The 24,306-nt window shown below is 68.6% G+C and carries 22 protein-coding genes and 2 pseudogenes; 12 read left to right on the top strand and 12 right to left on the bottom strand.

The features are described 5' to 3' along the window. Positions 1–209: 209 nt before the first annotated feature. The 4 genes and pseudogenes from AC2VOR_RS20370 to AC2VOR_RS20385 all read left to right on the top strand — a co-directional run bounded on the left by AC2VOR_RS20370 (position 210) and on the right by AC2VOR_RS20385 (position 3,877). Positions 210–1,079 carry a hypothetical protein gene (locus AC2VOR_RS20370; protein ID WP_369741503.1) on the top strand — a complete coding sequence of 290 codons (870 nt, stop codon included), beginning with the start codon at positions 210–212 and terminating at the stop codon, positions 1,077–1,079. Positions 1,080–1,114: 35 nt separating this feature from the next. Further along, a complete protein-coding gene (locus tag AC2VOR_RS20375) occupies positions 1,115–1,720 on the top strand; it encodes a hypothetical protein (protein ID WP_369741502.1) in 606 nt (201 codons plus the stop codon). 150 nt (positions 1,721–1,870) lie between these two features. After that, positions 1,871–2,815: pseudogene (locus tag AC2VOR_RS20380) on the top strand (cytochrome P450); the annotation flags it as partial. 17 nt (positions 2,816–2,832) lie between these two features. Next, a pseudogene (locus AC2VOR_RS20385) lies at positions 2,833–3,877 on the top strand (zinc-binding dehydrogenase). On the opposite strand, the gene AC2VOR_RS20390 reads toward AC2VOR_RS20385, so the two are convergent. The 6 genes from AC2VOR_RS20390 to AC2VOR_RS20415 all read right to left on the bottom strand — a co-directional run bounded on the left by AC2VOR_RS20390 (position 3,870) and on the right by AC2VOR_RS20415 (position 8,507). After that, positions 3,870–4,613 (bottom strand): SDR family NAD(P)-dependent oxidoreductase, encoded by a 744-nt coding sequence (locus AC2VOR_RS20390; RefSeq protein ID WP_369737759.1) that lies wholly within the window; start codon positions 4,611–4,613, stop codon positions 3,870–3,872. The pseudogene AC2VOR_RS20385 and the gene AC2VOR_RS20390 sit on opposite strands and share 8 nt — an antisense overlap. Then, the gene (locus AC2VOR_RS20395) at positions 4,610–5,050 is read right to left on the bottom strand and encodes a VOC family protein (RefSeq protein ID WP_369737758.1); all 441 of its coding nucleotides are present in this window, start codon (positions 5,048–5,050) and stop codon (positions 4,610–4,612) included. Before AC2VOR_RS20395 ends, AC2VOR_RS20390 begins: the two co-directional genes overlap by 4 nt. Before the next feature lie 28 nt (positions 5,051–5,078). Further along, complete coding sequence (locus AC2VOR_RS20400; protein WP_369737757.1) at positions 5,079–5,327, bottom strand: dsRBD fold-containing protein; 249 nt, start codon at positions 5,325–5,327, stop codon at positions 5,079–5,081. A 110-nt stretch (positions 5,328–5,437) separates the two neighbouring features. After that, complete coding sequence (locus tag AC2VOR_RS20405) at positions 5,438–6,259, bottom strand: SDR family NAD(P)-dependent oxidoreductase (RefSeq protein ID WP_486964407.1); 822 nt, start codon at positions 6,257–6,259, stop codon at positions 5,438–5,440. Beyond that, positions 6,256–7,476 carry a cytochrome P450 gene (locus AC2VOR_RS20410; RefSeq protein ID WP_369741501.1) on the bottom strand — a complete coding sequence of 407 codons (1,221 nt, stop codon included), beginning with the start codon at positions 7,474–7,476 and terminating at the stop codon, positions 6,256–6,258. Before AC2VOR_RS20410 ends, AC2VOR_RS20405 begins: the two co-directional genes overlap by 4 nt. An 8-nt stretch (positions 7,477–7,484) precedes the next feature. Then, positions 7,485–8,507: an LLM class F420-dependent oxidoreductase gene (locus tag AC2VOR_RS20415; RefSeq protein ID WP_486964408.1), complete on the bottom strand. Its 1,023-nt coding sequence runs from the start codon at positions 8,505–8,507 to the stop codon at positions 7,485–7,487. Between the two features lie 84 nt (positions 8,508–8,591). Here AC2VOR_RS20415 and AC2VOR_RS20420 point away from each other — a divergent pair, with 84 nt between their 5' ends. Beyond that, entirely contained in the window at positions 8,592–10,088 is a 1,497-nt protein-coding gene (locus AC2VOR_RS20420; RefSeq protein WP_369737755.1) for an acyl-CoA carboxylase subunit beta, read from the top strand. 73 nt (positions 10,089–10,161) lie between these two features. Here AC2VOR_RS20420 and AC2VOR_RS20425 read toward each other — a convergent pair whose 3' ends face one another. Genes AC2VOR_RS20425 through AC2VOR_RS20440 form a run of 4 tightly spaced genes read right to left on the bottom strand, consistent with a single transcriptional unit; the run spans position 10,162 to position 14,348 of the window. Beyond that, a complete protein-coding gene (locus AC2VOR_RS20425; protein ID WP_486964409.1) occupies positions 10,162–11,211 on the bottom strand; it encodes a TIGR03857 family LLM class F420-dependent oxidoreductase in 1,050 nt (349 codons plus the stop codon). After that, positions 11,208–11,582, bottom strand: coding sequence for a nuclear transport factor 2 family protein (locus AC2VOR_RS20430; protein ID WP_369737752.1), 375 nt, complete (start codon positions 11,580–11,582; stop codon positions 11,208–11,210). The genes AC2VOR_RS20425 and AC2VOR_RS20430 overlap by 4 nt, the downstream gene beginning before the upstream one ends. Then, positions 11,582–12,703, bottom strand: coding sequence for an alpha/beta hydrolase (locus AC2VOR_RS20435; protein ID WP_486964410.1), 1,122 nt, complete (start codon positions 12,701–12,703; stop codon positions 11,582–11,584). Before AC2VOR_RS20435 ends, AC2VOR_RS20430 begins: the two co-directional genes overlap by 1 nt. Positions 12,704–12,722: 19 nt before the next feature. Further along, positions 12,723–14,348 (bottom strand): flavin-containing monooxygenase, encoded by a 1,626-nt coding sequence (locus tag AC2VOR_RS20440; RefSeq protein ID WP_486964411.1) that lies wholly within the window; start codon positions 14,346–14,348, stop codon positions 12,723–12,725. 84 nt (positions 14,349–14,432) lie between these two features. Here AC2VOR_RS20440 and AC2VOR_RS20445 point away from each other — a divergent pair, with 84 nt between their 5' ends. The 7 genes from AC2VOR_RS20445 (at position 14,433) to AC2VOR_RS20475 (ending at position 22,255) form a co-directional block, all read left to right on the top strand. Next, positions 14,433–15,425, top strand: a complete 993-nt coding sequence (locus tag AC2VOR_RS20445; RefSeq protein WP_369737749.1) for a Rieske 2Fe-2S domain-containing protein — start codon at positions 14,433–14,435, stop codon at positions 15,423–15,425. Continuing rightward, the gene (locus AC2VOR_RS20450) at positions 15,422–16,051 is read left to right on the top strand and encodes a cysteine hydrolase family protein (protein WP_369737747.1); all 630 of its coding nucleotides are present in this window, start codon (positions 15,422–15,424) and stop codon (positions 16,049–16,051) included. Before AC2VOR_RS20445 ends, AC2VOR_RS20450 begins: the two co-directional genes overlap by 4 nt. Next, on the top strand, positions 16,048–16,668 hold the full coding sequence (locus AC2VOR_RS20455) for a PaaI family thioesterase (protein ID WP_369737745.1): 621 nt from the start codon (positions 16,048–16,050) through the stop codon (positions 16,666–16,668). Before AC2VOR_RS20450 ends, AC2VOR_RS20455 begins: the two co-directional genes overlap by 4 nt. Before the next feature lie 8 nt (positions 16,669–16,676). Continuing rightward, a complete protein-coding gene (locus tag AC2VOR_RS20460) occupies positions 16,677–18,329 on the top strand; it encodes an acyl-CoA synthetase (protein ID WP_486964412.1) in 1,653 nt (550 codons plus the stop codon). A gap of 301 nt (positions 18,330–18,630) precedes the next feature. After that, entirely contained in the window at positions 18,631–19,854 is a 1,224-nt protein-coding gene (locus tag AC2VOR_RS20465) for a cytochrome P450 (RefSeq protein WP_486964413.1), read from the top strand. Positions 19,855–19,876: 22 nt separating this feature from the next. Then, positions 19,877–21,091: a CaiB/BaiF CoA transferase family protein gene (locus AC2VOR_RS20470; protein WP_486964415.1), complete on the top strand. Its 1,215-nt coding sequence runs from the start codon at positions 19,877–19,879 to the stop codon at positions 21,089–21,091. Positions 21,092–21,109: 18 nt separating this feature from the next. Continuing rightward, positions 21,110–22,255 (top strand): thiolase family protein, encoded by a 1,146-nt coding sequence (locus AC2VOR_RS20475; protein ID WP_369737741.1) that lies wholly within the window; start codon positions 21,110–21,112, stop codon positions 22,253–22,255. A gap of 66 nt (positions 22,256–22,321) precedes the next feature. Here the strand turns inward: AC2VOR_RS20475 and AC2VOR_RS20480 are convergent, their stop codons facing one another. Then, positions 22,322–23,509 carry an acyl-CoA dehydrogenase family protein gene (locus AC2VOR_RS20480; RefSeq protein ID WP_369737740.1) on the bottom strand — a complete coding sequence of 396 codons (1,188 nt, stop codon included), beginning with the start codon at positions 23,507–23,509 and terminating at the stop codon, positions 22,322–22,324. Position 23,510: 1 nt separating this feature from the next. Continuing rightward, a partial coding sequence (locus AC2VOR_RS20485) for an acyl-CoA dehydrogenase family protein (protein WP_486964414.1) occupies positions 23,511–24,306 on the bottom strand: 796 nt, incomplete at its 5' end.

A 24,306-nucleotide genomic window follows, 5' to 3' on the forward strand; every position in this document is an offset into this window, starting at 1 on the left:
TCGCCGCGGCATACGATGCAGCGGAGAAATGTTGGGTGGACGGTGGTCATCCGCTATTCGATCCTCGTCGGAGTTCGCTGGCGACTCGATGTTAGCAGTGGACAATACAGTAAGAGATACCGGAGTTCAGTCGATAATGATGGTGACGAGCGGCAGGCGCGATGACTGAGGCGGACGAACCGTTCGAGGCTTCCGCCGGGCCGGGGGCCATGCCGGAGGACGTGGCGGAGGCCACGTCGAGGGCCGAGGCGATGGCCCTGGCCGAAGAGGCCGAAGCCGAAGCCGCCGAAGCCGAGGCGCTGGCCGCCGCCGCCCGCGCGCGTGCCCGCGCCGCCCGGTTGCGGCGCGAGGCGATGGCGCTGGCCGAGGCCGCCGAGGACTACGGGGATGCGGCCGCCGCGGCCGCCGACGCGGATTACTACGACGATTACGACGAGACGGACGAAGAAGACTACGACGGGGAGTACGACGAAGAGTACGACGAAGAGTATGGCGAGGCCTACGAGCGGGCGTACGAGGCGGCCGTCGACGAGGACCACGCCGAGTCGCCCCCGGAACCGGCGAACCGCTCGGAGGCATGGCGACGCCGGTTGCCCTCGCCGACCGCGGCTTCCAAAGTCGCCGCGGTCCTGCTCATCATCGGCTTCGCCGCGTTCAGCATGTACGCGGTGTTCCACCATCGGGACGCCGTCCGCTACCAGCAACGCCAGGCCGCCTACGTCGCCGGGGCCAAGCAGGGCGTGACGAACATGATCTCGCTTGACTACACGAAGGCCCAGGAGGACGTCCAACGCGTGATCGACAGCGCCACGGGCGAATTCAAAGACGATTTCAAGAATCGGGCGAAAGACTTCATCGCGGTGGTCGAACAGTCGAAGGCCGTCACCGAAGGAACCATCAACGGCGCCGCCGTCGAGTCCATGAAGGGGGATTCGGCGGTGGTGCTGGTGTCGGCGACCTCGCGGGTCACCAATTCCCCACCAGGAAAGGACCAACCACCGCGAATGTGGCGGCTCAGGGTGACCATTGCCGATGTCGGCGGACAGTACAAGATGTCGAAAGTTGAGTACGTACCGTGACCGACCATCTGCACGACGTCGCCGCCGATGCCGAGATCGACTCGCCCGAAACGGACTTCGACGATCAGGCGAGTGAGCCGTTCGCGGAGGAAGAGAAAGCGGTCGACTCCGCGTCCCGGCCGAAACGCCCACGTCTGGTCCGGACGCGGGCGGTGCTCAACTCGAAGGCCCTCTCCGTGGTCCTGATCGTGCTGCTGCTGATCTCGGGCGGCGTGGCGACATGGCTCTACTTCAAGCAGTTCCGGCCCGACCAGCAGACCGATCCCGGCGTCGCCCGCGCCGTGGCAGGAATCGCCTCCGACGGGACCGTCGCATTGCTGTCCTACTCGTCGGACACCCTGGACCAGGACTTCGCCACCGCAAGGTCGTACCTGGGCGGGGACTTCCTGTCCTACTACAACGATTTCACCAAGCAGGTCGTAACTCCGGCGGCCAAACAGAAGTCGCTGAAAACCACGGCCCATGTGACCGGGGCCGCGGTGACCGAGCTGCAGCCGTATTCGGCCGTCGTCCTGGTCTTCGTCGATCAGACCACCAAGATCAAGGACAACCCGCAACCGTCGCTGGCGCTCAGGAGCGCGCTCGTGCGCATGAGCCGGATCAACGGCAAGTGGCTGATCACCAAGTTCACCCCGGTGTAAGTCTCCGCCTGTTACATCGGAACACGCGGCGCAGTGCCTGCGCGTGCAACGCCCGGTACTCCCGGGATACGACCCAGTCCGGGACCACCGAGTCGAAGCCGCTGAACGTCGCTGCGACGATGTGTAGTTCGGTACTGAGGAAGGCATGCGTCCCAGGCCTTCCGCCACGACCGGGTCTTCATCTCGGCCGGCTACGACAAGACGATCGGGCTGGTGATGGGCCATACCATCCTCGCGATGGCCGGCAAGGAACACCACGACCACCGCAACCTGGTGGCCAAGGCCTTCCGCGCCACCGCGCTGCAGCGCTGGGAGCCGTCGGTGATCGGGCCGGTCTGCGACCGGCTGGTCGACGAGATCGAGGCGGACGGCGAGGCTGACCTGGTGCAGGCGCTCACCTTCGAGTTCCCGACCCGGATCATCGCCAGGCTGCTGGGCCTGCCGCCCGAGGACCTCGACCTTTTCCGGCGGTTATCGCTGGAGCTCATCTCGATCCCGACCGACATCGTCGCCGGGCTGAACGCGGCGGCGGAGTTGCAGGGTTACTTCCTCGAGCGGGTCGAGCAGCGGCGCCACCAACTCACCGACGACATCATCGGCGACCTCGTCGCCGCCGAGATCGACGGCGAGAAGCTGACCGACGAGGCGATCATCGCGTTCCTGCGCCTGCTGCTGCCGGCCGGCCTGGAGACCACCTACCGGTCGTCGGGAAACCTGCTGTAACTGTTGCTGACCCATCCCGAGCAGCTGGCGGCGGTCTGCCGCGACCGGTCGTTGATTGCGGCGGCGATCGAAGAGGGCCTGCGGTTCGAAACCCCGCCGACCATGGTCATGCGGACCACCACCGAGGCGATCGAACTCGGCGGCAAGACGATCCCCGCCGGGGCGCAGATCGACCTGTGCATGGGCTCGGCCAACCGTGACGAGCGCCGCTGGACCGACACCGGGGTATTCGACATTCACCGGCTGCGCCAATCCCACATCGCGTTCGCCGGCGGCATCCACATGTGCCTCGGCATGCACCTGGCCCGGCTGGAGACGAGGGTCATGCTGAACAGCCTGTTCGACCGGGTGACGGACCTGGCGCTCGCCCCGGCCGCTTGAGAAGCCGCTTGAAAACTCGAGGAGCGGTCCTGCACGACGTCGGCGGCCCCTGGTCCGTCGAGGAGTTCGAGCTGGACCCGCCGCGCGCCGGCGAGGTCCTCGTCGAGATGGCCGCCGGCCTGTGCCACTCCGACGACCACATCCTCAAGGGCGACATGTCGGCACCCAACGAGGTGCTGCGGTCGCTGGGCCTGCCGACCATGTTCCCGACGATCGGCGGACACGAGGGTTCGGGCATCGTGCGCGACATCGGTTCGGGAGTAACCGATTTCGCGGTCGGCGACCATGTGGTGATGTCGTTCGTCGCCGTCTGCGGGCAGTGCCGCTGGTGCGCGAGCGGGATGGAGTACATCTGCGACGCGGGCATCGGCACCCTGACCCCGGGCATGCCCACCGACGGCACGTTCCGGCACCACACCGGCGACGGCGGCGATCTCGGGCATCTGTCCAAGCTACGGTTCGGTCGCGAACCGCTCCAACATGCGCGCCGGCGACACCGTCGTGATCGTCGGCGCCGGTGGGATCGGCACGGGCGCGATCCAGGGCGCTCGGATCGGGGGCGCCGCGCAGATCGTCGCCGTCGATCCGGTCGAGTTCAAACGGCAGCCCGCCTTGCGGTTCGGCGCCACGCACAGTGTGGCCGCGGTGGACGAGGCGCTGGACCTGGTGCGCGGCCTGACCTACGGGGTGATGGCCGACGCTGTCGTGGTCTCGCCGTCGCTGATCACCGCCGCCGATGTCCGCGACGCGTTGCAGCTCACCCGAAAGGGCGGCACGTGTGTGCTGACCGGAATGACCTCGCAGCTGACCCGGTCGGTCAAGATCGATCTGCAGGACTTCATCCTGATGAACAAGTCGCTGGCGGGCACCGTCTTCGGGTCGTGCAACCCGAAGGCGGATATCGCCCGGCTGGCCAGGCTCTACCAGACGGGGCAACTGCAGCTCGACGAGATGATCACCCGGCGCTATCGCCTCGACGACGTCAACGACGCCTACGCGGACTTACTCAACGGCGAAATCATCTGCGGCATCATCGATTTCGGAATCAGCTAGGGCCTTTGCGGATCGCCTTCTGCAGCTGGCCGTACGCGTCGATCGGGCTGTGCAACGCCAGGCCGCCGTCCGCGTGCACGATCTGGCCCGTCACCCAGGGCAGTCCGAGGACCCCCACGATGGCACCCGCCACGTCGGTCGCCTCCCCCACACCGCCCAGCACCGTGCGCTCGGCCAGCGCCTCCACCCAGCCGGGAAGCTGTTCGGGTTTCGCCAGCATCGGCGTCCTCGTGACGCCCGGCCCGACCGCGTTGACTCGGATGCCGTGGCCGCCCCACTCCACGGCGGCGACCTTGACCAGCATGTCCACGCCCGCTTTGGACACGCAGTAGGCGCCCATGTCCCGGTCGGCGAGGGTGCCGCTGATGCTGGAGACGGCGACGATCGACCCGCCCGCCCCCGCATCGACCATGGCCTGCGCCGCGGCGCGAATGGTCAGCCAGGTGCCGGTGAGGTTCACCGCCAGCACCCGTTGCCATTCCGCGGGTGACTGGTCCAGCAGCATGCCCGAGGCGCCGATTCCCGCGCAGGTCACCACCCGGGTCGGCGTCCCGCGCTCGGACAAGGTTTGTTCCATCGCCGTCGACACCGCGTCGGGATCGCTGACGTCACAGACGATGTCGGCGCCGGACAGGTCCCAGACCACGACGTCGTGGCCGGCCTCGCGCAGCAGTCCGGCGACCTCGCGCCCGATGCCGGATGCACCGCCGGTGACGAGGGCTGTCGGGGCCGTCATCGCGCAGCACCGATCAACTCGACCAGCACGCCGTCGGGCGCGGTGACAACGGCCATCGCGACGGTCTTTCCGGCCGGAGCCGCCACGTCGATCCGGCGAACACCGTCGGTGAAACCCAATTCGGCCAGCGCGGAGAGTGTCTCGTCGACGTCACGCTGCAGGGAGAGCAGAAAGAATCCGTGCCGGGGCGCCGGCGACGACGGCAGCGCCTCGTCGGCCCCGTCGAACTCGACGAGTTCGACGATGCCGGCGTCCGGTGTCTGCGGGTCGCCCAAAAAGATCGACCGCAACCGGTCGCTGCTCGTGCCGAACAATGCCGGCCAATCACCGGTGAACTCGTGGTCGAGTAGTGGAGTCAGGCCGAGGCCGTCGCGCCAGAATCGCAACGAGCGTTCGACGTCGGCGGTGCAGATCGCCGAGTGGTGAACTCCCAACACGAGTTCGCAGTCTAGTACTCCGTGCTGGTCAGTTCATGATCCGGCTGAACGCGCTGACCTGATCCGCCAGATCCGAGAGCGCACGCGCGGTGGCGAGCTCCTGGCCGGCTTCGCGGGCCAAACAGTCCGACGGGTGGCGATAGGCGACCCCGCGCCCGAAGATATACGAACTCCCCCAGCGCAATTGAGCCTTCGCGAGGGTGCGGCCGGCGTGCTCGTCGATCGCCACGGTGACCATGGGCCGGTTGGCGGCAATCGGGCGGCTGTCGTATGGCATGGCGGCGCCTCTTTCGAATCGTGCTGCGGGACGAGCTGGCCTCAACCCTAGGCACCGCCGTGGCGCATCCTAGGGTCATTGGTCCCCATGGGTGGCGCCGATGGGCACTTCTAGCCGACCGCGGCCAGCGCGCGATCCCACAACTCGCGCGCCAGGACGGGGTCGTCGGCAGCGCGATTGGCCCTGGCCACTTTGCCCTTCGCGTAGTACTCGCCGGGAGTCCAGTCGACACCGGGTGTGCTCGACGCCAGCCAGACCAGCTGATCGGCGCCCCGGTCCGCGGTCGCGATGAGGCGGCTTACCGGCGTGCGCTGCATCCACACCAGGAAGCGTGATCCCGACGCGTGGCCGATATTGGTGTTGACGAAGCCGGGGTGCACCACCGCGGCCGAAAGACCCCCGGCGTGGTAGCGCCGATGCAATTCCCTGGTGAACAGGATGTTCGCGAGCTTGGCCAGCGCGTACGCGGTGCCGGGCCGGCGGCGGTCCGTTGTTTCGAAGTCGTCGAGGGTGACGCGGTGGAGCAGTTTCTGTGACGAGCTCGTCGTGTTGACGACCGTGGCCCGCGAACCGATGAGCACGTCGAGCAACTGCGTGGTCAGCAGGAACGGCGCCAGATAGTTGACCTGGAAGGTGATCTCGTGGCCGTCGGCCGTGCGCTGCATGCGGCTGAACATGCCGCCGGCGTTGTTGCCCAACACGTCGATGCGCGGGTATTCGGAACGAAGCTTGTCGGCCAGCGCCCGCACCTGCGACAGATCGGCGAAATCGGCGACGAAATATGCGGCGTCCAGTTCGGCGGCCACGGCGGCGGTCTTGGCCTCCGAACGCCCTACCAGCACGACGTTGTGTCCGCTGCGACGCAGACGACGGGCCGCCGCGGCGCCGATGCCGTCGCTGGCGCCGGTGATCACGATCGTCCGGCGGTTCACGTCAGGGAGTAGCGGACCGGTAGGTGCTTGAGGCCACCGACGAAGGTGGTGGCCACGAGTTCCGGATCGCCGTTCAGCTCAATGCTTTCGAGCCTGGGCAGCAGCTCGGAGAAGAAGCTGCTGACCTCCATGCGGGCCAGGGCCGCACCCATGCAGAAATGCACCCCGTAGCCGAACGCCAGGTGTTTGTTGGGGTCGCGGCCGACGTCGAAGCGGAACGGGTCGTCGAAGACGTCCTCGTCGCGGTTGCCCGACACATACGACAACAGCACGGAGTCGCCCGCGGCGATGGGAACCCCGCGCACGACGGTGTCCGCGGCGGCGGTGCGCATGAATTCCTTGACCGGGGTGACCCAGCGGATCATCTCCTCGGTGGCCAGCGGCAGCAGCTCACGATTGTCGCGCAGCCGTTGCAGCTGGTCGGGGTTTTCGATGAGCGCCTGCATGCCACCGGAGATGGTCGCACTGGTGGTGTCGTGGCCCGCGGTGGCGACGATGAGGTAATACGACACGGTGTCGATGTCCGACAACGGTTCCCCGTCGACGCGGGCGTTGGCGATCGCCGACGCGAGGTCGTCGGTCGGATGCTCGCGGCGCGTCGCGGTGACCGCATTGAAGTAGCCGAACATGTCCAGCAGCGCCGGAAGCTGGTCTTCGTTCGTCGCGCCCCGTTTGAACTCGGTGTCCTCGCTGCCGAACAGTTCCTGGGTGAGCTTGAGCATGCGCGGGAAGTCGTCCTCGGGCAGACCCAGTAGCGACATGATCACGTACAGCGGGTAGTTCACCGCGACTTCCTGGACGAAGTCACACTCGGGGCCGGCGGCCACCATCTTGTCGACGTAGACCTTGGCCAATTCCTCGACCCGAACCTTCAGCGCCCGCATGGCCTTCGGGCGGAACCAGTCCGACCCGATCGCGCGCACCACCCGGTGCTGTGGGTCGTCCATGTGGATCAGCGTGCGGACGCCGGCGGCCGCCTGCATCTCGTCGCCCTCCGCGGTGGTCAGCACGGGGCGTGGCCAATTGGTGAACAGCGCGTTGTCGCGTTCGATGTCCATGATGTCGGCGTGTTTGGTGATCGCCCAGAACGGCCGATAGCCGGGCACCTCGACCCACGACACCGGTGCGTTGGCCCGCAGGTGGGTCAGCGCCGCGTGCAGCCTCGGCTCGTCGGTGTAGGCCAACGGGTCCGCCAGGAGGCCGCCGGCCTCGTCCAGTGTGGTGCTCATTGGCGAAACTCCTTCAATATGGCGGCAACACGGGTCGTTGAGACGGTAGGGAAGATCGGCAGGACCCGGTCGACCGCACCGTCGCAGCGACGCCGGAGCGCGGTCCCGACCGTGTCCGCCCCGCCGACGACGGCGAACGTCGCGAGCATCTCGTCGTCGATCAGCGCTGCCATGGCGTCCCACTCCCCGGCCAGCGACAACCGGTGCAGCTCGGTGTGCAGATCGCCCCAGCCGTGCAACTCCAGAACCGTGCGGTAGGCCGGTGTCGATCCGTAGAACGCGATCTGCTTGCGCACGGCGGCAGCGGCGGCCGCCAGTTCGGCGTCGTCCGCACCGGTCGCCACCATCACCTCGGCGCACACCTGGAAGTCGTCGCGGGCGCGGCCGCGGCGCCGCATGCCGCGTTCCAGCGCGGGCAGGGTCACCTCGTCGAGGTAGCGCTTCGACACCATCGGGTGACCGAGGTGGCCGTCGGCGACCTCGCCGCACACCTCGGTCATCGCGGTGCCGACGGCGGCGAGGAAGACCTTGGGCGCGGGGTGGGGTTGCGGCTCCGGGGTGAACATCGGGGTCATGATCTTGTGGGTGTAGAAGTCGCCCTCGAACGACAGCTTGGTGCCGTCGCGCCACGCGGCCCAGATCGCCTGCAGCGCCGAGACGAACTCGCGCATCCGGGGCGCGGGATGGCTCCACGGCATGCTGAACCGCTTCTCGATGTGCGGCCGGATCTGGGTGCCCAGGCCGAGCAGGAAGCGCCCTTTCGCGTACGCCTGCAGGTCCCAGCCGGTGTTGGCGACGATCATCGGGTTGCGCGCGAAGGCGACCGCGATGTTGGTGCCCAGTTCGATCTGCGAGGTGTGCTCGGCGGCCAGCAACAGCGGCAGGAACGGGTCGTGGCTGGTTTCGGCGGTCCAGCCGCCGTCATACCCCTGGCGCTCGAGGTCACCGGCCGCAGCGGCGGCCTGATCGAGGCGATTGGGGATGCCCCCGTCGATCTTGAGGCGGGGGCTGCTGGCCATGCCGGTGACTTTACAGTAAGCAATCCAGTATGTGACCCTGCTGGTCTGGCTGCGCACGAATCTCCCGTGAGGTAGGACATAGGCATGACAAAAGCCCGGGATTGGGAGGAGACGCTCGAGGACCTCGATCGTCGCCGTCGGCACGCGTGGGCCATGGGCGGGCCGGAGCGGCTCGACAAGCACCGCGGCAAGGGCAAGCTCGACGCGCGCGCCCGGATCGAGCGGCTGCTCGATCCCGGGACCTTCCGCGAATTCGGCACCCTGGTCGGCGGCGAGATCGCCGCCGACGGCATCGTCGTCGGCTCTGGATCGATCAACGGCTCGCCGGTGATGCTGGGCGCCGAGGACTTCACCAGCATGGCTGGCACCATCGGACCGGGCGGCAACTCCAAGCGCTACCGCATCGCCGAGCTGGCGCTGCGCGACAAGGTCCCGCTCGTCATGCTGCTCGAGGGCGCCGGCTTTCGCCCCACCGGCGGGCACTACGGGCGCACCCCGACCGACCTGCTCGCCCAGGCGCAGTGCTCGGGGCGCGTCCCGACCGTCGCCGCGGTGCTCGGCCCCTCGGCCGGCCACGGCGCCCTGGTGGCGCCGGTGTGCGACTTCCGGATCATGAGCCGGCAGGGCGCGATCTTCACCGCCGGGCCACCCGTGGTCAAAGAGTCCACCGGCGAAGACATTTCGAAAGAGGATCTCGGCGGGCCGGACGTCGCCCTGCCGAGCGGGGTGATCCACAACGTCGCTGAGGCCGACGAAGACGTGCTCGACGACATCCGCCGCTACCTGTCGTACTTCCCGCCGAGCGCATGGTCCTACCCGGCGGCGCTGCCCCCGTCCGAGACCGGCGGCCCGCGGCAAACCCCGGAGTTGCTCGACATCGTCTCCCGCGACAACCGCCGCGTCTACGACATGCGCGCGGTCCTCGACGTGGTATTCGACTCACCGGACTGGTTCGAGGTGCAGCCCCAGTTCGGCAGGGCGGTCATCTGCGCGCTGGCCCACCTCGGCGGCCACCCGGTCGCGGTGGTGGCCAACCAGCCGCAGGTGCTGGCCGGTTCCATCGACGCCGACGCCGCGGACAAGGCGGCCCACTTCATCATGGTCGCCGATTCGTTCCACCTGCCGATCGTGTTCCTCGCCGACAACCCGGGGATGCTGCCCGGCAGCCGGTCGGAGCGCAGCGGCGTGCTGCGCGCCGGCGGGCGGATGTTCGCCGCCCAGACCGCGGCCACCACGGTCAAGCTGCACCTGACGCTGCGCAAGGCCTACGGCTTCGGCTCGATGGTGATGTCGCTGCTGGGCTTCGACCACCAGTCGGCGACCTTCGCCTACCCCGGCGCGACCATGGGCGCGATGAGCGCGGCGGCGCTGAGCAGGGCCTCGCACGCCGGGGAGGACCTGACGGCGCAGCTGCGCGACGCCGAACTGCAGGCGTCCTACCGGTCGGCCGAACACATGGGATTCGACGAGCTCATCGACCCCCGCGAGACCCGCGACGCCCTGCTCGCCGCCCTGCAGCGCGGCATCTCGAGCCGGCAGGCCGCCGCCGAACCGGTGTCGCGCACCGCCATCCTGCCCTGAGCGCACCGACCGCGAGCGTGCGTGTTTGTACGGCGACACGCCGTTACGGGGGAACAACTGCGCACGCTCGCGCCTATTCGGTGGCCGCGCGGTACTCCGTGACGACGGGCTGCAGCTCGTCGGGGGTGGCGCCGTGCAGGATCACCGCGTCGGCGCCGTAGTCGAATTCGGCGCGGATGCGCTGCACGCACTGGGCGGCCGAGCCGGTCGCCGACGGTTCCAGCCATTCGTCGGGGACCAGTGTCGCGATGTGCTCGATCTGCTCGGCGGTGGCCTTGTGGTCGATCCCGCCGGCGATCGAAGCCACCACCGGGTCCTCCCGGAACCGTTGCAGCACAGCGGGATCCCAGTCGTTGGTCCGCACCAGCAGATCACCGTAGCCCTGCAGGTAGGTGGCCAGCCGCGCGACGGTCTTCTTCAGTCGCAACGGTTCGGGCAGGTGGTCGCCGACCGTGGCGAAGCACGACCAGACCCGCACGGCATCGGGGTCGCGGCCCGCCCGCTCCGCGGCGGTCTTGACGGTCTTGACGCACCGCTGCAACGTCTCCGGGGTGAAGTAGGTGTGCAGGATGACGTCGTCGAACGCGCGGCCGCCCAGCGCGAGCGTGTTGGGCCCGAAGGCGACCAGCGCCAGGCGGATGTCCTCGTTGAAGTCCGGGTCGAGGAACAGGATCGGGTAGTTGCCCAGCGGGCCGTCGTGGTTGACGATCAGCTCGCCGTGCCACAGCCGGCGCATGACGTGGGCGAAGTCCTCCATCTGCGCGGTCGTGACCGCCGGGATGCCGAACGCCCCGTAGATCGCCGCGATGCCCCGGCCGATGCCCAGGGTGAACCGGCCCCCGGAGAGCCGGTGCATCGTGGTCGCCCACGACCCGATGATCAACGGATGGCGGGTGTTGTGATTGGTTGCCGCGGTGGCGATCTGCATGCGGCCAGTCACCGCGCACGCGGCCCCTACGAGCGAAGACGCCTCCTTGACGTTCCAGCGCTCGGAGATGAACGCGGTCCCGAGGCCCAGCTCCTCGCCGCGGCGCGCCTCGTCCATCAGAGTGGCCGGCCCCTCACCACCGGCCCCGGCCAGCAGGTAGTAGCCCAATTCGTCGAGCGTGCGATCGGTGCTCATGTCCAAACCCCTTGCTGGTAGCCGCAGTTCCAGACCTCGGTGATCCTGCCGTCGACGACGCGGAACACCTCGATGCTCGCGATGGTGGTTTCCGTGCCGTCTTTGGTGGTGATGGCCGTGTCGTACAGGATCGCGACATGCCGACCGTCGTCGACGACGAGGTTCAGGTCGAAGCGCAACGAATCGACCGATGCCCACATGTCCGCGACGCGCTGGACCGCCTGGGCGTGGGTCAGCGTGTGCGTCCGGCCGACCTCGTGGCGAACGACGTTCTCGCCCAACAGCTCCCCGGCCAATTCGAGGTCGCGTTCGTTCCAGACCACGAGGTTGTAGAGTTCGACCACTTCGCGGGCCGTGCGCGGCGACGTCATCACCCGGATACCGATTCGCCGGCCACTTCGCGCAGGAATCCCTCGGTGACCCGCTGCACCCGCCGCGAGAAGACGTGGCCGACGTGGCTGCCGTCGTACCAGTGCAACTTCCCGCCCCAGCGCTGCTGCAGAGCGGTGGCGGGCTCGCGCATTGCCATCCGGTCGTGCCAGGCCCCGACGATGAGCCGGCGATGCGGCGGGGGCGCCGGCTCGGTCCTGAGCGGGTCGATCACCGAGGTCAGCTGCGCCACCTCGGGCGAACCCAGCAGTTCGCGGAATCCGCCGCGGGAGGCCCCCCAGCGCCCCAGGTGACGGGCGATCATCGCGTTCAGGCCGAGGATCGGGGTGTACAGCGCGACCGCGTCGACCTCCCGCTCGAGGTGGGAGACCAGCGCCGCCACCGGGCTGCCCATCGAAATCCCCGCTACGACAACGGCAGTGGCCTGCGGCTGCGCCCATCGCACGACGGCGCGCACCTCCGACACGGCCCGCATCATGCCCGCGACATTGCCCAGCGGATCCATGTCCGGGTACGACGGCCACTCGCGGCGCCGGCACCCGTGGCCGGGCTGCACCGGCAGGGCGACGTTGAACCCGAGCTCGCGATGGATGCGGCCGACGCGGGTCAGCAACAGGTCTTCGGTGCCGCCCTGACCGGCGCCGTGCACCCAGACGAGCCATGGCCTCGGGCCGTCGCGGTGCCGGCACACGTGCACGACCGCTGCGGCCGGGCCGCCCAGGCCGTCGGCCTCCAGCGCCGCCGGCAGCGCCGGATCGTGCTCGAAAGTGATCCGCTCGAACGCCAGGCCCGCCACCCTGCGTCGCTGTGTCGAGTTCGGCCGCAAGGGTTTCGGGTCGGCGTGCGCGCCGTCGATGCCGAGCGCGGACAGTTCCGCGGCCGCGGCGGTGCACGCGGTCAGCGGCCGCATGGCCACCGGGGTGCCGCCCAGCAGTGAAAAAGCGCTCAGCGCAAACTCGTCCAGCATGACCTCGCCGAACTGGCGAACACCGCGCGGCGACACCGGGTTCCACCCGGTCGATTCGTGCAGGCCCGTCACCGTCCGCGGCAGCACCATCGCCAACTCACGCGCGACGTCGGGAACCCTGCTCACCCAGGACATGACGCTCACCCTAAACCAGCTAAGCCAGCTCGAACCCGGTGTACCCGGCCGCGGCGATCTCGTCGCAGCGCCGCCGGTATTCGGGGATTCCGCCGGTGTAGCCCATGTACATCCGCTTCTTGCCGGGCACGTTGCCGCCGTTGTACCAGGAGTTGCAGCTCGGGTGGACCAGCACGGTCGGGGCCACCAGCGCGGTGGCGTGCTCGATCCATCCCCGCTGGGCGGACGCCAGCGCCTCGATGGTGCGGATCCCGTTGGCACGCAGGTACGCGATGCAGTCACCGATCCACTCCACGTGCTGTTCCATCGCGGCGACGAAGTTCGTGGTCGCACTCGGACTGCCCGGGCCCTGCACCATGAACAGGTTGGGAAAGCCGGCGACCGCCAACCCGAGGTAGCACAATGGTCCCTCCCCGGCCCAGAAGCCGGCGAGCGACATCCCGTCGCGGCCCCGCACGTCGATGCGGCTGAGCGCGCCCGTCATCGCGTCGAAGCCGGTGGCGTAGACGATGGCGTCCAGCGCGTACTCGTCGCGCTCGGTGCGGATGCCGCTCGCCGTCACCTCGCGGATCGGCTCTCTGCGCAGGTCGACCAGGGTGACGTTGTCGCGGTTGAACGTCTCGTAGTAGCCGTAGTCGATGATCGGGCGCTTGCAGGCGAACGGGTGGTCGGGCACCAGCGCGGCGGCGGTGTCGGGGTCCTCGACGATCCGGGCCACCGCCTCGCCGTACAGCTTGGCGGCCATCCGGTTGGCGTCGATGTCGAAGAACACGTCGCCCCAGTTCAGCGCCCCCATGACGCCGCCCTCCTCGACGGCGCGCAGCTGCTCGTCGCGCGGGGCCGATTTCAGCGGCGGCCTGCCGAGCATGTCGAGCAGCACCGAGAACGCGCTCAGCCGTGCAGCGCCGATCGGGTGCGCGCGCTGGGCCGCCCGGATTTCGTCGTAGCGGGCCTTCAGCTCGTCCAGCTCACCGGGCTCGAATCGGCGCACCCGCCACGGCAGAGTGTAGGCCGGCGAGCGCTGGAAGACGAAGAGCCGCGCGGCTTCCTGCGCGACCACGGGGATGAGCTGCACGCCGGTCGACCCGGTCCCGATGACGCCGACCCGTTTCCCGGCCAGAGCGCAGCCCTCCCGGGGCCAGCGGCTGGTGAACAGGGAGGTCTCGGCGAAGGCGGTCGTTCCCGGGATGTCCGGTTCCAGCGGCACCGACAGGATGCCCGTGGCGGCGATGACGTACAGGGCCCGGAAGGTCTCGCCGGCCGCGGTCCGCACCGTCCAGACGCCGGCGCCCTCGTCGAACGCCATCGCGACGACCTCGGTGCGAAACTGGATGTCGCGGCGCAGATCGAGCCGGTCGGCGACGAAGTTCAGGTAGGCCTCGATCTCGGGCTGGGCCGGCATCGACTCCGTCCAGACCCAGTCCTGCTGAATCTCTTCGGAGAAGCTGTAGGAATACTCGATGCTCTCGATGTCGCACCGCGCCCCGGGGTAACGGTTGAACAGCCAGGTGCCACCGACGTTTTCGGCCCTCTCCAGCACCCGCGTGCAGACACCGAGCTCGCGCAGCCGATGCAGCATGTATAGCCCGGAAAACCCCGCACCGATCACGAGGGCTTCGAAGTGCCGATCAGCCGCTTGCGACATTTCGCTCCTTGCCGTGCACGGGGCCGGACTGCTGAAATCTATACTGTAATGAATTTAGTAGCAACGACCGCGGGAGGCCCCGGCGTGGAAGTCCCCTTCACCTGGAAGGTCACCGGGTGGTTCATGGTCGGTTGGTCCCCCGAGTTCCCCGTCGGCGAGGTCCGGCCGCTGCACTACTTCGGCGAGGACCTGGTCGCCTACCGCGACCAGACCGGCGAGTTGCACGTCCTGGAAGCGCACTGCAAACACCTGGGCGCGCACCTCGGGCACGGCGGCACGGTGGTCGGCGACTGCGTCCAGTGCCCCTTCCACGGCTGGCGCTGGGGCCCGGACGGCACCAACCGCCACATCCCCCACCAGCCGGACCGGCCCAACCGCGCGCTGCGGCTGCGGGTGTACCCCGTGCGGGAGCAGTACGACTGCGTCTTCGTCTGGCACCAGCCCGACGGCAAGGAACCGCAGTGGGAGATGCCCGACATCTTCCGGAAGTTCCCGCAGTTCGAGACCGATCCGGCGGCCTATTACCGGGCCTATCCGGAGTTCTCGCGGCGCACCGAGCGGGAACCGGTACATCCGCAGATCGTGGCGGAGAACGCCCCCGATAGCGCCCATTTCGAATACGTGCACCACGCCACGGTGACGCCGCGGGTGCTGGACTGGCGGATCGTCGACCACGAATGGCATTTCGTCGCCGGGTGGCCGGACGCGCGCAGCGACGACCCCGAGGACCTCGCGCTGCGGTTCCACAGCCACCTGTTCGGGCTCGGCGGGGCGATCAGCGTGTTCGAGGGCGCGCAGAACCATCGGCTGATCTTCACCTGCACACCGGTCGACGACGGGTGTTCGGACCTGTTCTACTCGATCTGGTGGCCGCGGATCCCCGGCGACACCGCCGACGTGCCGGAGGGCAGGTTACGCGAACTGATCGAGGAGCAGTTCCTGTCCACGGTCTTCGACGATCTGCAGATCTGGCGCTACCAGAGGTACGTGGAAAATCCGCCACTGTCCAAGGTGGACGCGAAAGGCTATATGGCGCTGCGTAAATGGGCCACCCAGTTCTACGAAGTGCCCGCATGACCGCGCTGCGAGAACTGGCGGCGCCGCAGCACACCGCGATCGTGACCCAGGAATGCCAGGGCGCGGTCGTCGGCCCGGACGCCGGCCTGGCGCTGCTCGCCGAGGAGGCGCGCCGGGTTGCCCTGCCCAACATCGTGCGGCTGCTGCCGGCCGCGCGAGCGGCCGGGGTGCACGTCGTGCACTGCCTGGTGCAGCGGCGACCCGACGGGCTCGGGTCCAACCACAACGCCAAGATCTTCGCGATCGGTCGCGGTGCCGGTCACGAGGAAGTCGACATCACTCCCGGCTCCCCCGGGGCGGCCTTGCTGCCCGAATTGGGGCCCGAACCAACGGATCTGGTGCTGAGCCGGTGGCACGGCGTCGGGCCGATGGGCGGCACCGACCTGGACGCGGTGCTGCGCAACCTCGGGGTGTCGACGATCGTCGTGGTCGGCGTCTCGCTCAACATCGCGATCCCCAACGTCGTGATGGACGCCGTCAACGCGGCCTACCGCGTCGTTGTGCCGCGGGACGCCGTGGCCGGCATACCCGCCAAGTACGGCGACGCGGTCATCGCCAACACGCTGTCGCTGCTGGCGACGATCACCACCACCGACGACCTGCTGCGGGCGTGGACACGGCCATGACCGACACGGATTCTCACGCCCGGGGCGGATTCCCGGAGATTACGCCCGCCGACGACGCGCCGCCCGATCTGGGCCGGTTCGTCGCCGCGATGCGCCGCCTGCAGGACCTCACGGTCTGCACCGACCCGGACCCCGCCACGTGGGCCGCCCTGGCTGAGCATGTCGAGCGGGCCTGCGCACTGCTGGATGGCCACCAGGTGCCGGAAGGCCGGGCACCGGCCGGGCGGGTCGTCGAGTTGCCCGGGTTGGGCCATCCCCTGCTGCCGCCGTGGAACGTCGGGGACTCCGGACCCGACGGTGTCACGATGACCGGGCATTTCACCCGGGCCCACGTGGGCGGGAACAACGCCGTGCACGGCGGCATGATCCCCCTGTTCTACGACTGGCTGTTCGGGATGGTGGTCTCCACCGCGGAAATTCCCCCCACCCGCACCGGATATCTGCACGTGGACTACCGCAGCGTCACCCCGATCGACGAGCCGTTGACGGCGCACGGCCGCATCACCGGCGTCGACGGCAGGAAGGTTTTCATTGACGCTACTATGACAGCCGCCGATGGGACGCTGCTCACCGAAGCCAACGGCTTGATGGTCCGACTGCTCCCCCACCAGCCGTGAGAGGCACGATGACCGACAGCGCAACAGAATTCACGGTACCCGCCGTCGTAGCGGCCGTCGCGGCGGCAATTCCGGATCGCGACCTGTTGATCCAGGGCGACCGGCGGTACAGCTACGCGCAGGTGGTCGAGCGGTCGAACCGGCTCGCCGCCTACCTGCACTCGCGCGGGTTGGGCTGCCACACCGAACGTTCCGCGCTGGCCGGGCACGAGGCCGGCCAGGACCTACTCGGCATCTACGCCTACAACGGCAACGAATACGTCGAGGCGCTGCTCGCCACGTTCGCCGCCCGGGTCGCCCCGTTCAACGTCAACTTCCGCTACGTCAAGAACGAGCTGCAATACCTGCTCGCGGATTCGGGGGCAAGCGCGCTGGTCTACCACGCGGCGTTCGCGCCGCGGGTGGCCGAGATCCTGCCCGGCCTTCCGCAGCTGCGCGTGCTGATCCAGATCGCCGACGACTCCGGCAACGACCTGCTGGACGGGGCGGTGGACTACGAGGCCGCCCTGGCCTCCGTAGCGCCGGAGCCGCCTGCGGTGCCGCACTCGCCCGACGACCTGTACGTCCTGTACACCGGCGGCACGACCGGCATGCCCAAGGGCGTGCTGTGGCGCCAGCACGACATCTTCATGACGTCCTTCGGCGGGCGCAACCTCATGACGGGCGAACCCGCACAGTCGGTCGAGGAGATCGTCGCGCGGACCACCGCGGGTCCGGGCACCAAGTTGATGATCCTGCCGCCGCTGATGCACGGCGCCGCCCAGTGGAGCGTGATGACGGCGATCAGCACCGGCCAGTCCGTCGTATTCCCTTCGGTGGTCGACCATTTGGACGCCGAGGACATCGTCCGCACCATCGAGCGCGAGAAGGTGGCGGTCGTGACGGTGGTGGGCGACGCGATGGCGCGCCCACTGGTGACCGCCGTCGAGAAAGGTGTCGCCGACGTGTCGTCGCTGGGGGTGGTCGCCAACGGCGGCGCCCTGCTGACCCCCTTCGTCAAGGAGCGGCTGATCGAGACGCTGCCCCATGCCGTCGTCGTCGACGGGGTCGGATCCTCGGAGACCGGGGCGCAGATGCACCACATGTCGATGCCGGGAGCGATCTCGACGGGCACGTTCAACGCCGGACCGGACACCTTCGTGGCGGCCGAGGATCTGTCCGCCATCCTGCCGCGCGGCCACGAGGGCATCGGCTGGCTGGCGCAACGCGGCTACGTTCCGCTCGGCTACAAGGGCGATGCGGCCAAGACCGCCAAGGCCTTCCCGGTGATCGACGGCGTCCGCTACGCGGTCCCGGGCGACCGCGCCCGCCACCGCGCCGACGGGAGCATCGAACTGCTGGGCCGCGACTCCGTGACGATCAACTCCGGCGGCGAGAAGATCTTCGCCGAGGAGGTGGAGACGGCGATCGCGTCGCACCCCGCGGTGGCCGACGTGGTGGTCGCCGGCCGGCCCAGCGAACGCTGGGGCCAGGAGGTGGTTGCCGTCGTGGCGCTGGCCGACGGCGCACGCGCCGACGCCGAGGAGCTGGTGGCGCACGCCGCGACGTCGCTGGCCCGCTACAAGCTCCCCAAGGCGGTCGTCTTCCGGGCGGCCGTCGAGCGCAGCCCCTCGGGTAAGGCGGACTACCGGTGGGCGCGCGAGCAGGCGGTGGACGGCTGATCGGCGCTCCGGAGGGACGGGACGCCGGTGGCGTCGGCCCGTCCGCTCGGTACGCGCTAGCCGCGGCGCCCGACTCGGCCTCCGGCGCGCACCGAACGTGGGCGTAACGCACGATCCGCCCGGGCCTTTCGCGCCTGTCCCCCACGGCCGGCGGACGGAGTCGAACGCCGCCGGCCCCTCGAGCCCTGTTCACCCTGCGAGCTCGTTACGCACTTCCGGGAGACGGCCGGCACGGCGTCATATTGCCTACTGTAATAATTACAGTACGATCTTACACGAGGACTTCCCCTTCCCGCCGAAGATGCTGGAGATCTACGTGACGACCAACGTTCACGCCGCCGCCGGCACGGGCGACCAGACCGTCAGCCTGCGTGACCCGTATCCCTTCTTCGCCCGGAACCGCAGGGCGGCCGGCGTCTTCCGCGGGACGGTCATGGACTACTCCAAAACGCCCGAGTCGCTGCTGCCCAGAAGCGAGTACTCCGCAGTCTCCTTCGAAGCGGTGAACACGGTGTTCCGGGACGGCCGGGTGTTCAGCTCCAAGCCGTACGACAAGACGATCGGGCTGTTCATGGGACCGACAATCCTGGCGATGGAGGGCAAGAAGCATCGCGATCATCGCAACCTGGTGTCGGCGGCATTCAAGTCCAAGGCCCTGGCCCGGTGGGAACCCGCCATCGTGCGGCCGATCTGCAACGCCCTGATCGACGAGTTCGTCGACGCGGGCACGGCCGACCTGGTCCAGAACTACACCTTCGAGTTCCCGACGCGCGTCATCGCGAAGCTGCTGGGATTGCCGGCCGAAGACCTGCCGATGTTCCGCAAGCGCGCCGTGCAGTTGATCAGCTACCACGTCGACTACGAACGCGCCTTCGAGGCCTCGGCGGCACTCAAGGACTACTTCGTCGAACAGATCGAGCGCCGCAGGTCCGCACCCACCGAGGACATCATCGGCGATCTGGTCGCCGCCGAGATCGACGGCGAAAAGCTCGGCGACGAAGCCATCTACTCCTTCCTTCGCCTGCTGCTGCCCGCGGGGCTGGAAACCACCTACCGGTCGTCGGGAAACCTGCTGTATCTGCTGCTGACCCACCCGGACCAGTTCGCCGCGGTGCAGGCCGACCACAAACTGATCCCCCAGGCGATCGAGGAGGGGCTGCGCTTCGAGACCCCGCTGACCACCGTGCAGCGCTTCACCACCGAGGACACCGAGTTGGGCGGCCTCGAGATTCCGGCGCGCTCGGTCATCGGCGTGTGCATGGGTTCGGCAAATCGCGACGAGCGGCGCTGGGAACGTTCCGAAGAGTTCGACATCTTCCGCGACCACGTACCCCACATCTCGTTCGCCGCCGGTGAGCACACGTGCCTGGGTCTGCACCTCTCACGCATGGAAACCCGCGTCGCGATGGAATGCCTGCTGAGCCGGCTGACGAATTTTCGACTGCAGACCGACGACGACCCGCACATCCACGGCCAGCCGTTCCGCTCCCCCACCGCACTTCCGGTGACGTTCGACGCGAAGTAGGGTCCCCGAAATGGTGAAGGTCATGTCCGGCTTCCGGATCTTGGAGCTTGCGCAGTTCACGTTCGTCCCGGCCGCTGGAGCCATCCTGGCCGACTGGGGCGCGGACGTCCTCAAGGTCGAGCACCCGGCCCGCGGCGACACCCAACGCGGCTTCGTCAACATGGGCGGCATCCAGGTCGATCCGGCGCGGCATCCGCTGATGGAGCACCCCAACCGGGGCAAGCGCAGCGTCGGGGTCGACGTTTCCACGCCCGGCGGCCGGGAGGTGATCTACGAGCTGGCCAAGACGTCGGACGTGTTCCTCACCAACTACCTGCCGACGCAGCGGCAGAAGCACAAGTTCGACGTCGAGCACATCCGCGCGGTCAACCCGAACATCGTGTACGCCCGTGGCTCGGCGTACGGCGACAAGGGCGACGAACGCGACGTCGGCGGGTATGACGGCACGGCGTTCTGGACGCGCAGCGGCATCGGCTACGCGCTGACGCCCGAGGAGCTGGGCGGCGCACTGGGGCAAGGTATTCCCGCGTTCGGCGATTCGATCGGCGGGATGTTCATCGCCGGCGGCATCTCGGCCGCGCTGCTGCATCGCGAGCGCACCGGCGAGGCCCTCGAACTCGACGTGTCGCTGCTGAGCACCGCCTGGTGGGCGGCCGGTGCGAGTGTGACGCAGGGCATGGAGACCGGCGAAGTCATGCGCACGCCCATGCCGGGTTCCGGCACGCCGTCGGTCAATCCGTTCATGGGCAACTACACCACCTCCGACGGCGGCACCATCAACCTGTGTATCATCAGCCCGACCGGGCTGATCCGCGACACCTTCGAGCACCTCGGCATTCCCGAGGCGGCCGACGATCCCCGCTTCTCCGACGTGTTGACCTTGATTCAGAACGCCGACGCGGCCGCCGAGTTGATCGCGAAAGCATTTGCCGCCAAGCCCTTTGAATATTGGCGGCAACACCTGAAGACCATGAAGGGTCAATGGGCCCCATTCCAGAGCCTGCTCGACCTGGTCGACGACGAGCAGGCCATTGCCAACGACATGATCAGTGAGGTTGAACTTGCCGGCGGCGGCAAGCCTTTCCGCGTCGTGCGCGGTCCCGTGCAGTTCAACCACGAGCCGCTCGAAACGACGCGGGCGCCGCAGGCCTCCGAGCACACCGAATTGGTCCTGATGGAACTCGGCATGGACTGGGATCGCATCGCCGAGCTCAAGGAGTCGGGAGCCATCGCGTGAAAGACGGCGTGCACGAACATGAATGACGTGGCCATCATCGGGGTTGGTCTGCACCCGTTCGGTCGCTTCGAGTGCAAGTCGGCGATGGAGATGGCCGTCGACGCCATCCAGGCCGCCGTCGCCGATGCTGGCATCGCCTGGAAGGACATCCAGGCCGCCACGGGAGGCAGCTGGACGGTGGCCAATCCCGACGCGATCGTCGCCATGGTCGGCCTGACCGGCATCCCGTTCACCAACGTGTTCAACGCGTGCGCGACCGCGGCCAGCGCCGCCAAAGCCTGCGCCGACGGGATCCGGCTGGGCGACTACGACATCGGCATCGCCATCGGCCTGGACAAGCACCCCCGTGGCGCGTTCACCGAAGACCCTGCGCTGGTGGGCATGCCGCGCTGGTACGCCGAGAACGGGCAGTACCTGACGACCCAGTTCTTCGGGATGAAGGCCAACCGCTACCTGCACGACCACGGCATCTCGCGGCAGACGCTGGCCAGGGTGGCGGCCAAGAACTTCCGCAACGGTTCGTTGAACCCGAATGCGTTCCGCCGCAGACCCATTTCCGAAGATGACATACTCGGCTCGCCGATCCTGAATTATCCCCTCACCCAGTACATGTTCTGCGCGCCCGACGAGGGTGCCGCCGCGGTGGTGATGTGCCGCGCGGACATCGCTCACCGCTACACCGCCAAGCCCGTCTACCTGCGTGCGGTGGAGGTGCGCACCCGACGCTACGGCGCCTACGAGGTCAACACCACCTTCACGCCGGTGGAAGAGGATCTCGCACCGACCGTGTACGCCGCGCGGGCCGCGTTCGAAAAAGCCGGCGTGGCCCCCACCGACGTCGACGTCATCCAGTTGCAGGACACCGACGCGGGCGCGGAAATCATCCACATGGCCGAGTGCGGCTTCTGCGCGCATGGCGATCAGGAGAAGCTGCTGGCCGACGGCGCAACCGAGATCGGCGGCCCAATGCCCGTCAACACCGACGGGGGGCTCATCGCCAACGGTGAGCCGATCGGGGCGTCGGGCCTGCGCCAGATCCACGAGATCGTGCGTCAACTTCGCGGCGAAGCGGGCGACCGTCAGGTTCCGGGCGAGCCGCGCGTCGGATTCACCCAGTTGTACGGCGCTCCCGGCACCGCCGCGGCCACGATCCTCACGACCTGAGTTTCGCGAGCAGACGCAGAATCGCGGTCCGCGAAGCGAATTCGTGCGGTTCTGCGTCTGCTCGCGCTACTTTGCCGGGACGTAGGCCGGCTTGCCCAGCCCCAGCACGTACTGGGCGATCATGTTGCGGAACACCTCCAGGGTGCCGCCGTAGATCCCGACCAGCGGCGCGAACCGGAAGGTGTACTCCGAGGCGCCGTCGTCGGCCGCGCCGTCGGTGCCCAGCGGCAGCGCCGAGGCCGTGCCGAGGATGTCCATCAGATCCGGTGAGATGTCCCGCATCGTCTGCGCGAGGGCGACGCGGCCGAAAATGCTCGGCGCGCTCAGGGCCGCTTCCATCCGGGCGGCGGTGCGGCCCAACCGGTATGCCACCGACGCGTCGTCGATGAGCCGGCGCCCGCCCGGATATTGCTGCGTCGCTTTGCCAGCGGCCTTGTCCAGTGCCGCGGCCATGAAACCGGCCTGATGCATCATGATCGAGACGTCCTGCAGCCCGTCGGGGGCGGCCGCGACCGCCCCGTGCTCGACGTTGAGCGGCTCGCGCAACACCGTCCAGCCGCCGTTCACGTCGCCCAGCCGGTATTTGTCGTCGACGCGCACGTCGCTGTAGTAGACGATGTTGGTGCGGTCGCCGTCGACGGTGCGGATGCCCTGGATCTCGATGCCCGGGGAGTTCAGCGGCACCAGGAACATCGTCAGGCTCTTGTGCTTGGTGGCGTCGGGGTCGGTGTTGGTGATGAGGAAGACGTACTGGCAGTTGTGGGCTCCGGTGGTGAACATCTTGGAGCCGTTGATGACCCAGCTCGATCCGTCCGCCTCACGCACCGCGCGGGTTTTGCAGGTGGCGATGTCGGATCCGCCCTCGGGTTCGGTGTAGCCCAGGCACAGCCGGACGTGACCGCTGAAGACGCCGGGCAGCACCTCGTCCTGCAATTCGGCAGAGCCGAACCGCGCCACCGAGCGGGCCACCATCGCGGTGGTACCCCAGGTCACCCAGGGCACGTGCGCGCGCCGCTTCTCCAGCTCCCAGATCCGGCGACGCACCCGGCTGAAGCCGCCCTCGCCCTCCGGCTTCCACTCGCGCTCCAGATAGCCCGCGGCGCCGAGTGCGAGGTGCACGCCCTCGTCGAAGTTGTCGCCGGTCTCGCGGTCGCGGCGCCTGACCTCCTCGGTCACCTGCGTACGCAGGAAGTCGCGGGCCTGCTGCAGGAAGTCCCGGTCGTCGGGCGACAGGGTGACTCGTGAGAAATCCACCTCAGGCGCCCTTTCCGCTTTCCCGGGCGGCAACCAGCTCGCCGACGTACTTGGCGCTGGCGCCCGGGTCCCCGCCGGCCAGTGCCCAGCCGCGGGCACGCACCAGATAGGCCGTCGCGGCCGCCTCGACCGAAACACCAAGCCCGCCTTGCACATGCACCGCCATGGTCGCGGCCTTGGCCGCCTCCTCGGCCATGAACACGAACGCCGAGGCGGCGAGCTCCGGGCGCTCGTCGGGTTCGTTGTCCAGGAACCAGGCCGCGCGCCGCGCCAGGTTGCGCCCGCCCTGCACGCTGATCGCGATGTTGGCCAGCGGATGCGAGATGCCCTGCAGCGTGGAGATCGGCACGCCCAGCGTGTAGCGCGTCTTGGCGAACTCCGCCGCGATCGTCAGGGCCTCCTCGACCAGCCCGACGAGCGCCGCCGCAGTCAGCAACCGCCATTCGTCTAGTGCCCGTTGGTATTCCGCGAGCACGTCGGGCCCGCCGGCCAGCACGGTGCGGTGGTCGGCGCCCGCCGGGTCGACCCACGCCATCGGCAGCCGGCCGATGTTGTCCACCTTCGCCGGGCGGGTGTCGAAGGCCAGTCGCACCACCTCGGCGCCTTCGCGGACGATGACCTGATCGGCGATCGACCCGGCGGGAATGAGCCGGCTCCCGGTGACGCTGTCGTGCTGCGGGTCGAGCGCGATGAGCCTGGCGCCCTGGACGACGTCGGATTCCGCGGCGCCGAGCCGGGCCAGCAGCCGGGCCGCGCAGACGTGGTCGATCCACGGCACCGGCGCCAGTGAGCGGCCG

It is taken from the genome of Mycobacterium sp. TH-M103 (assembly GCF_057473785.1).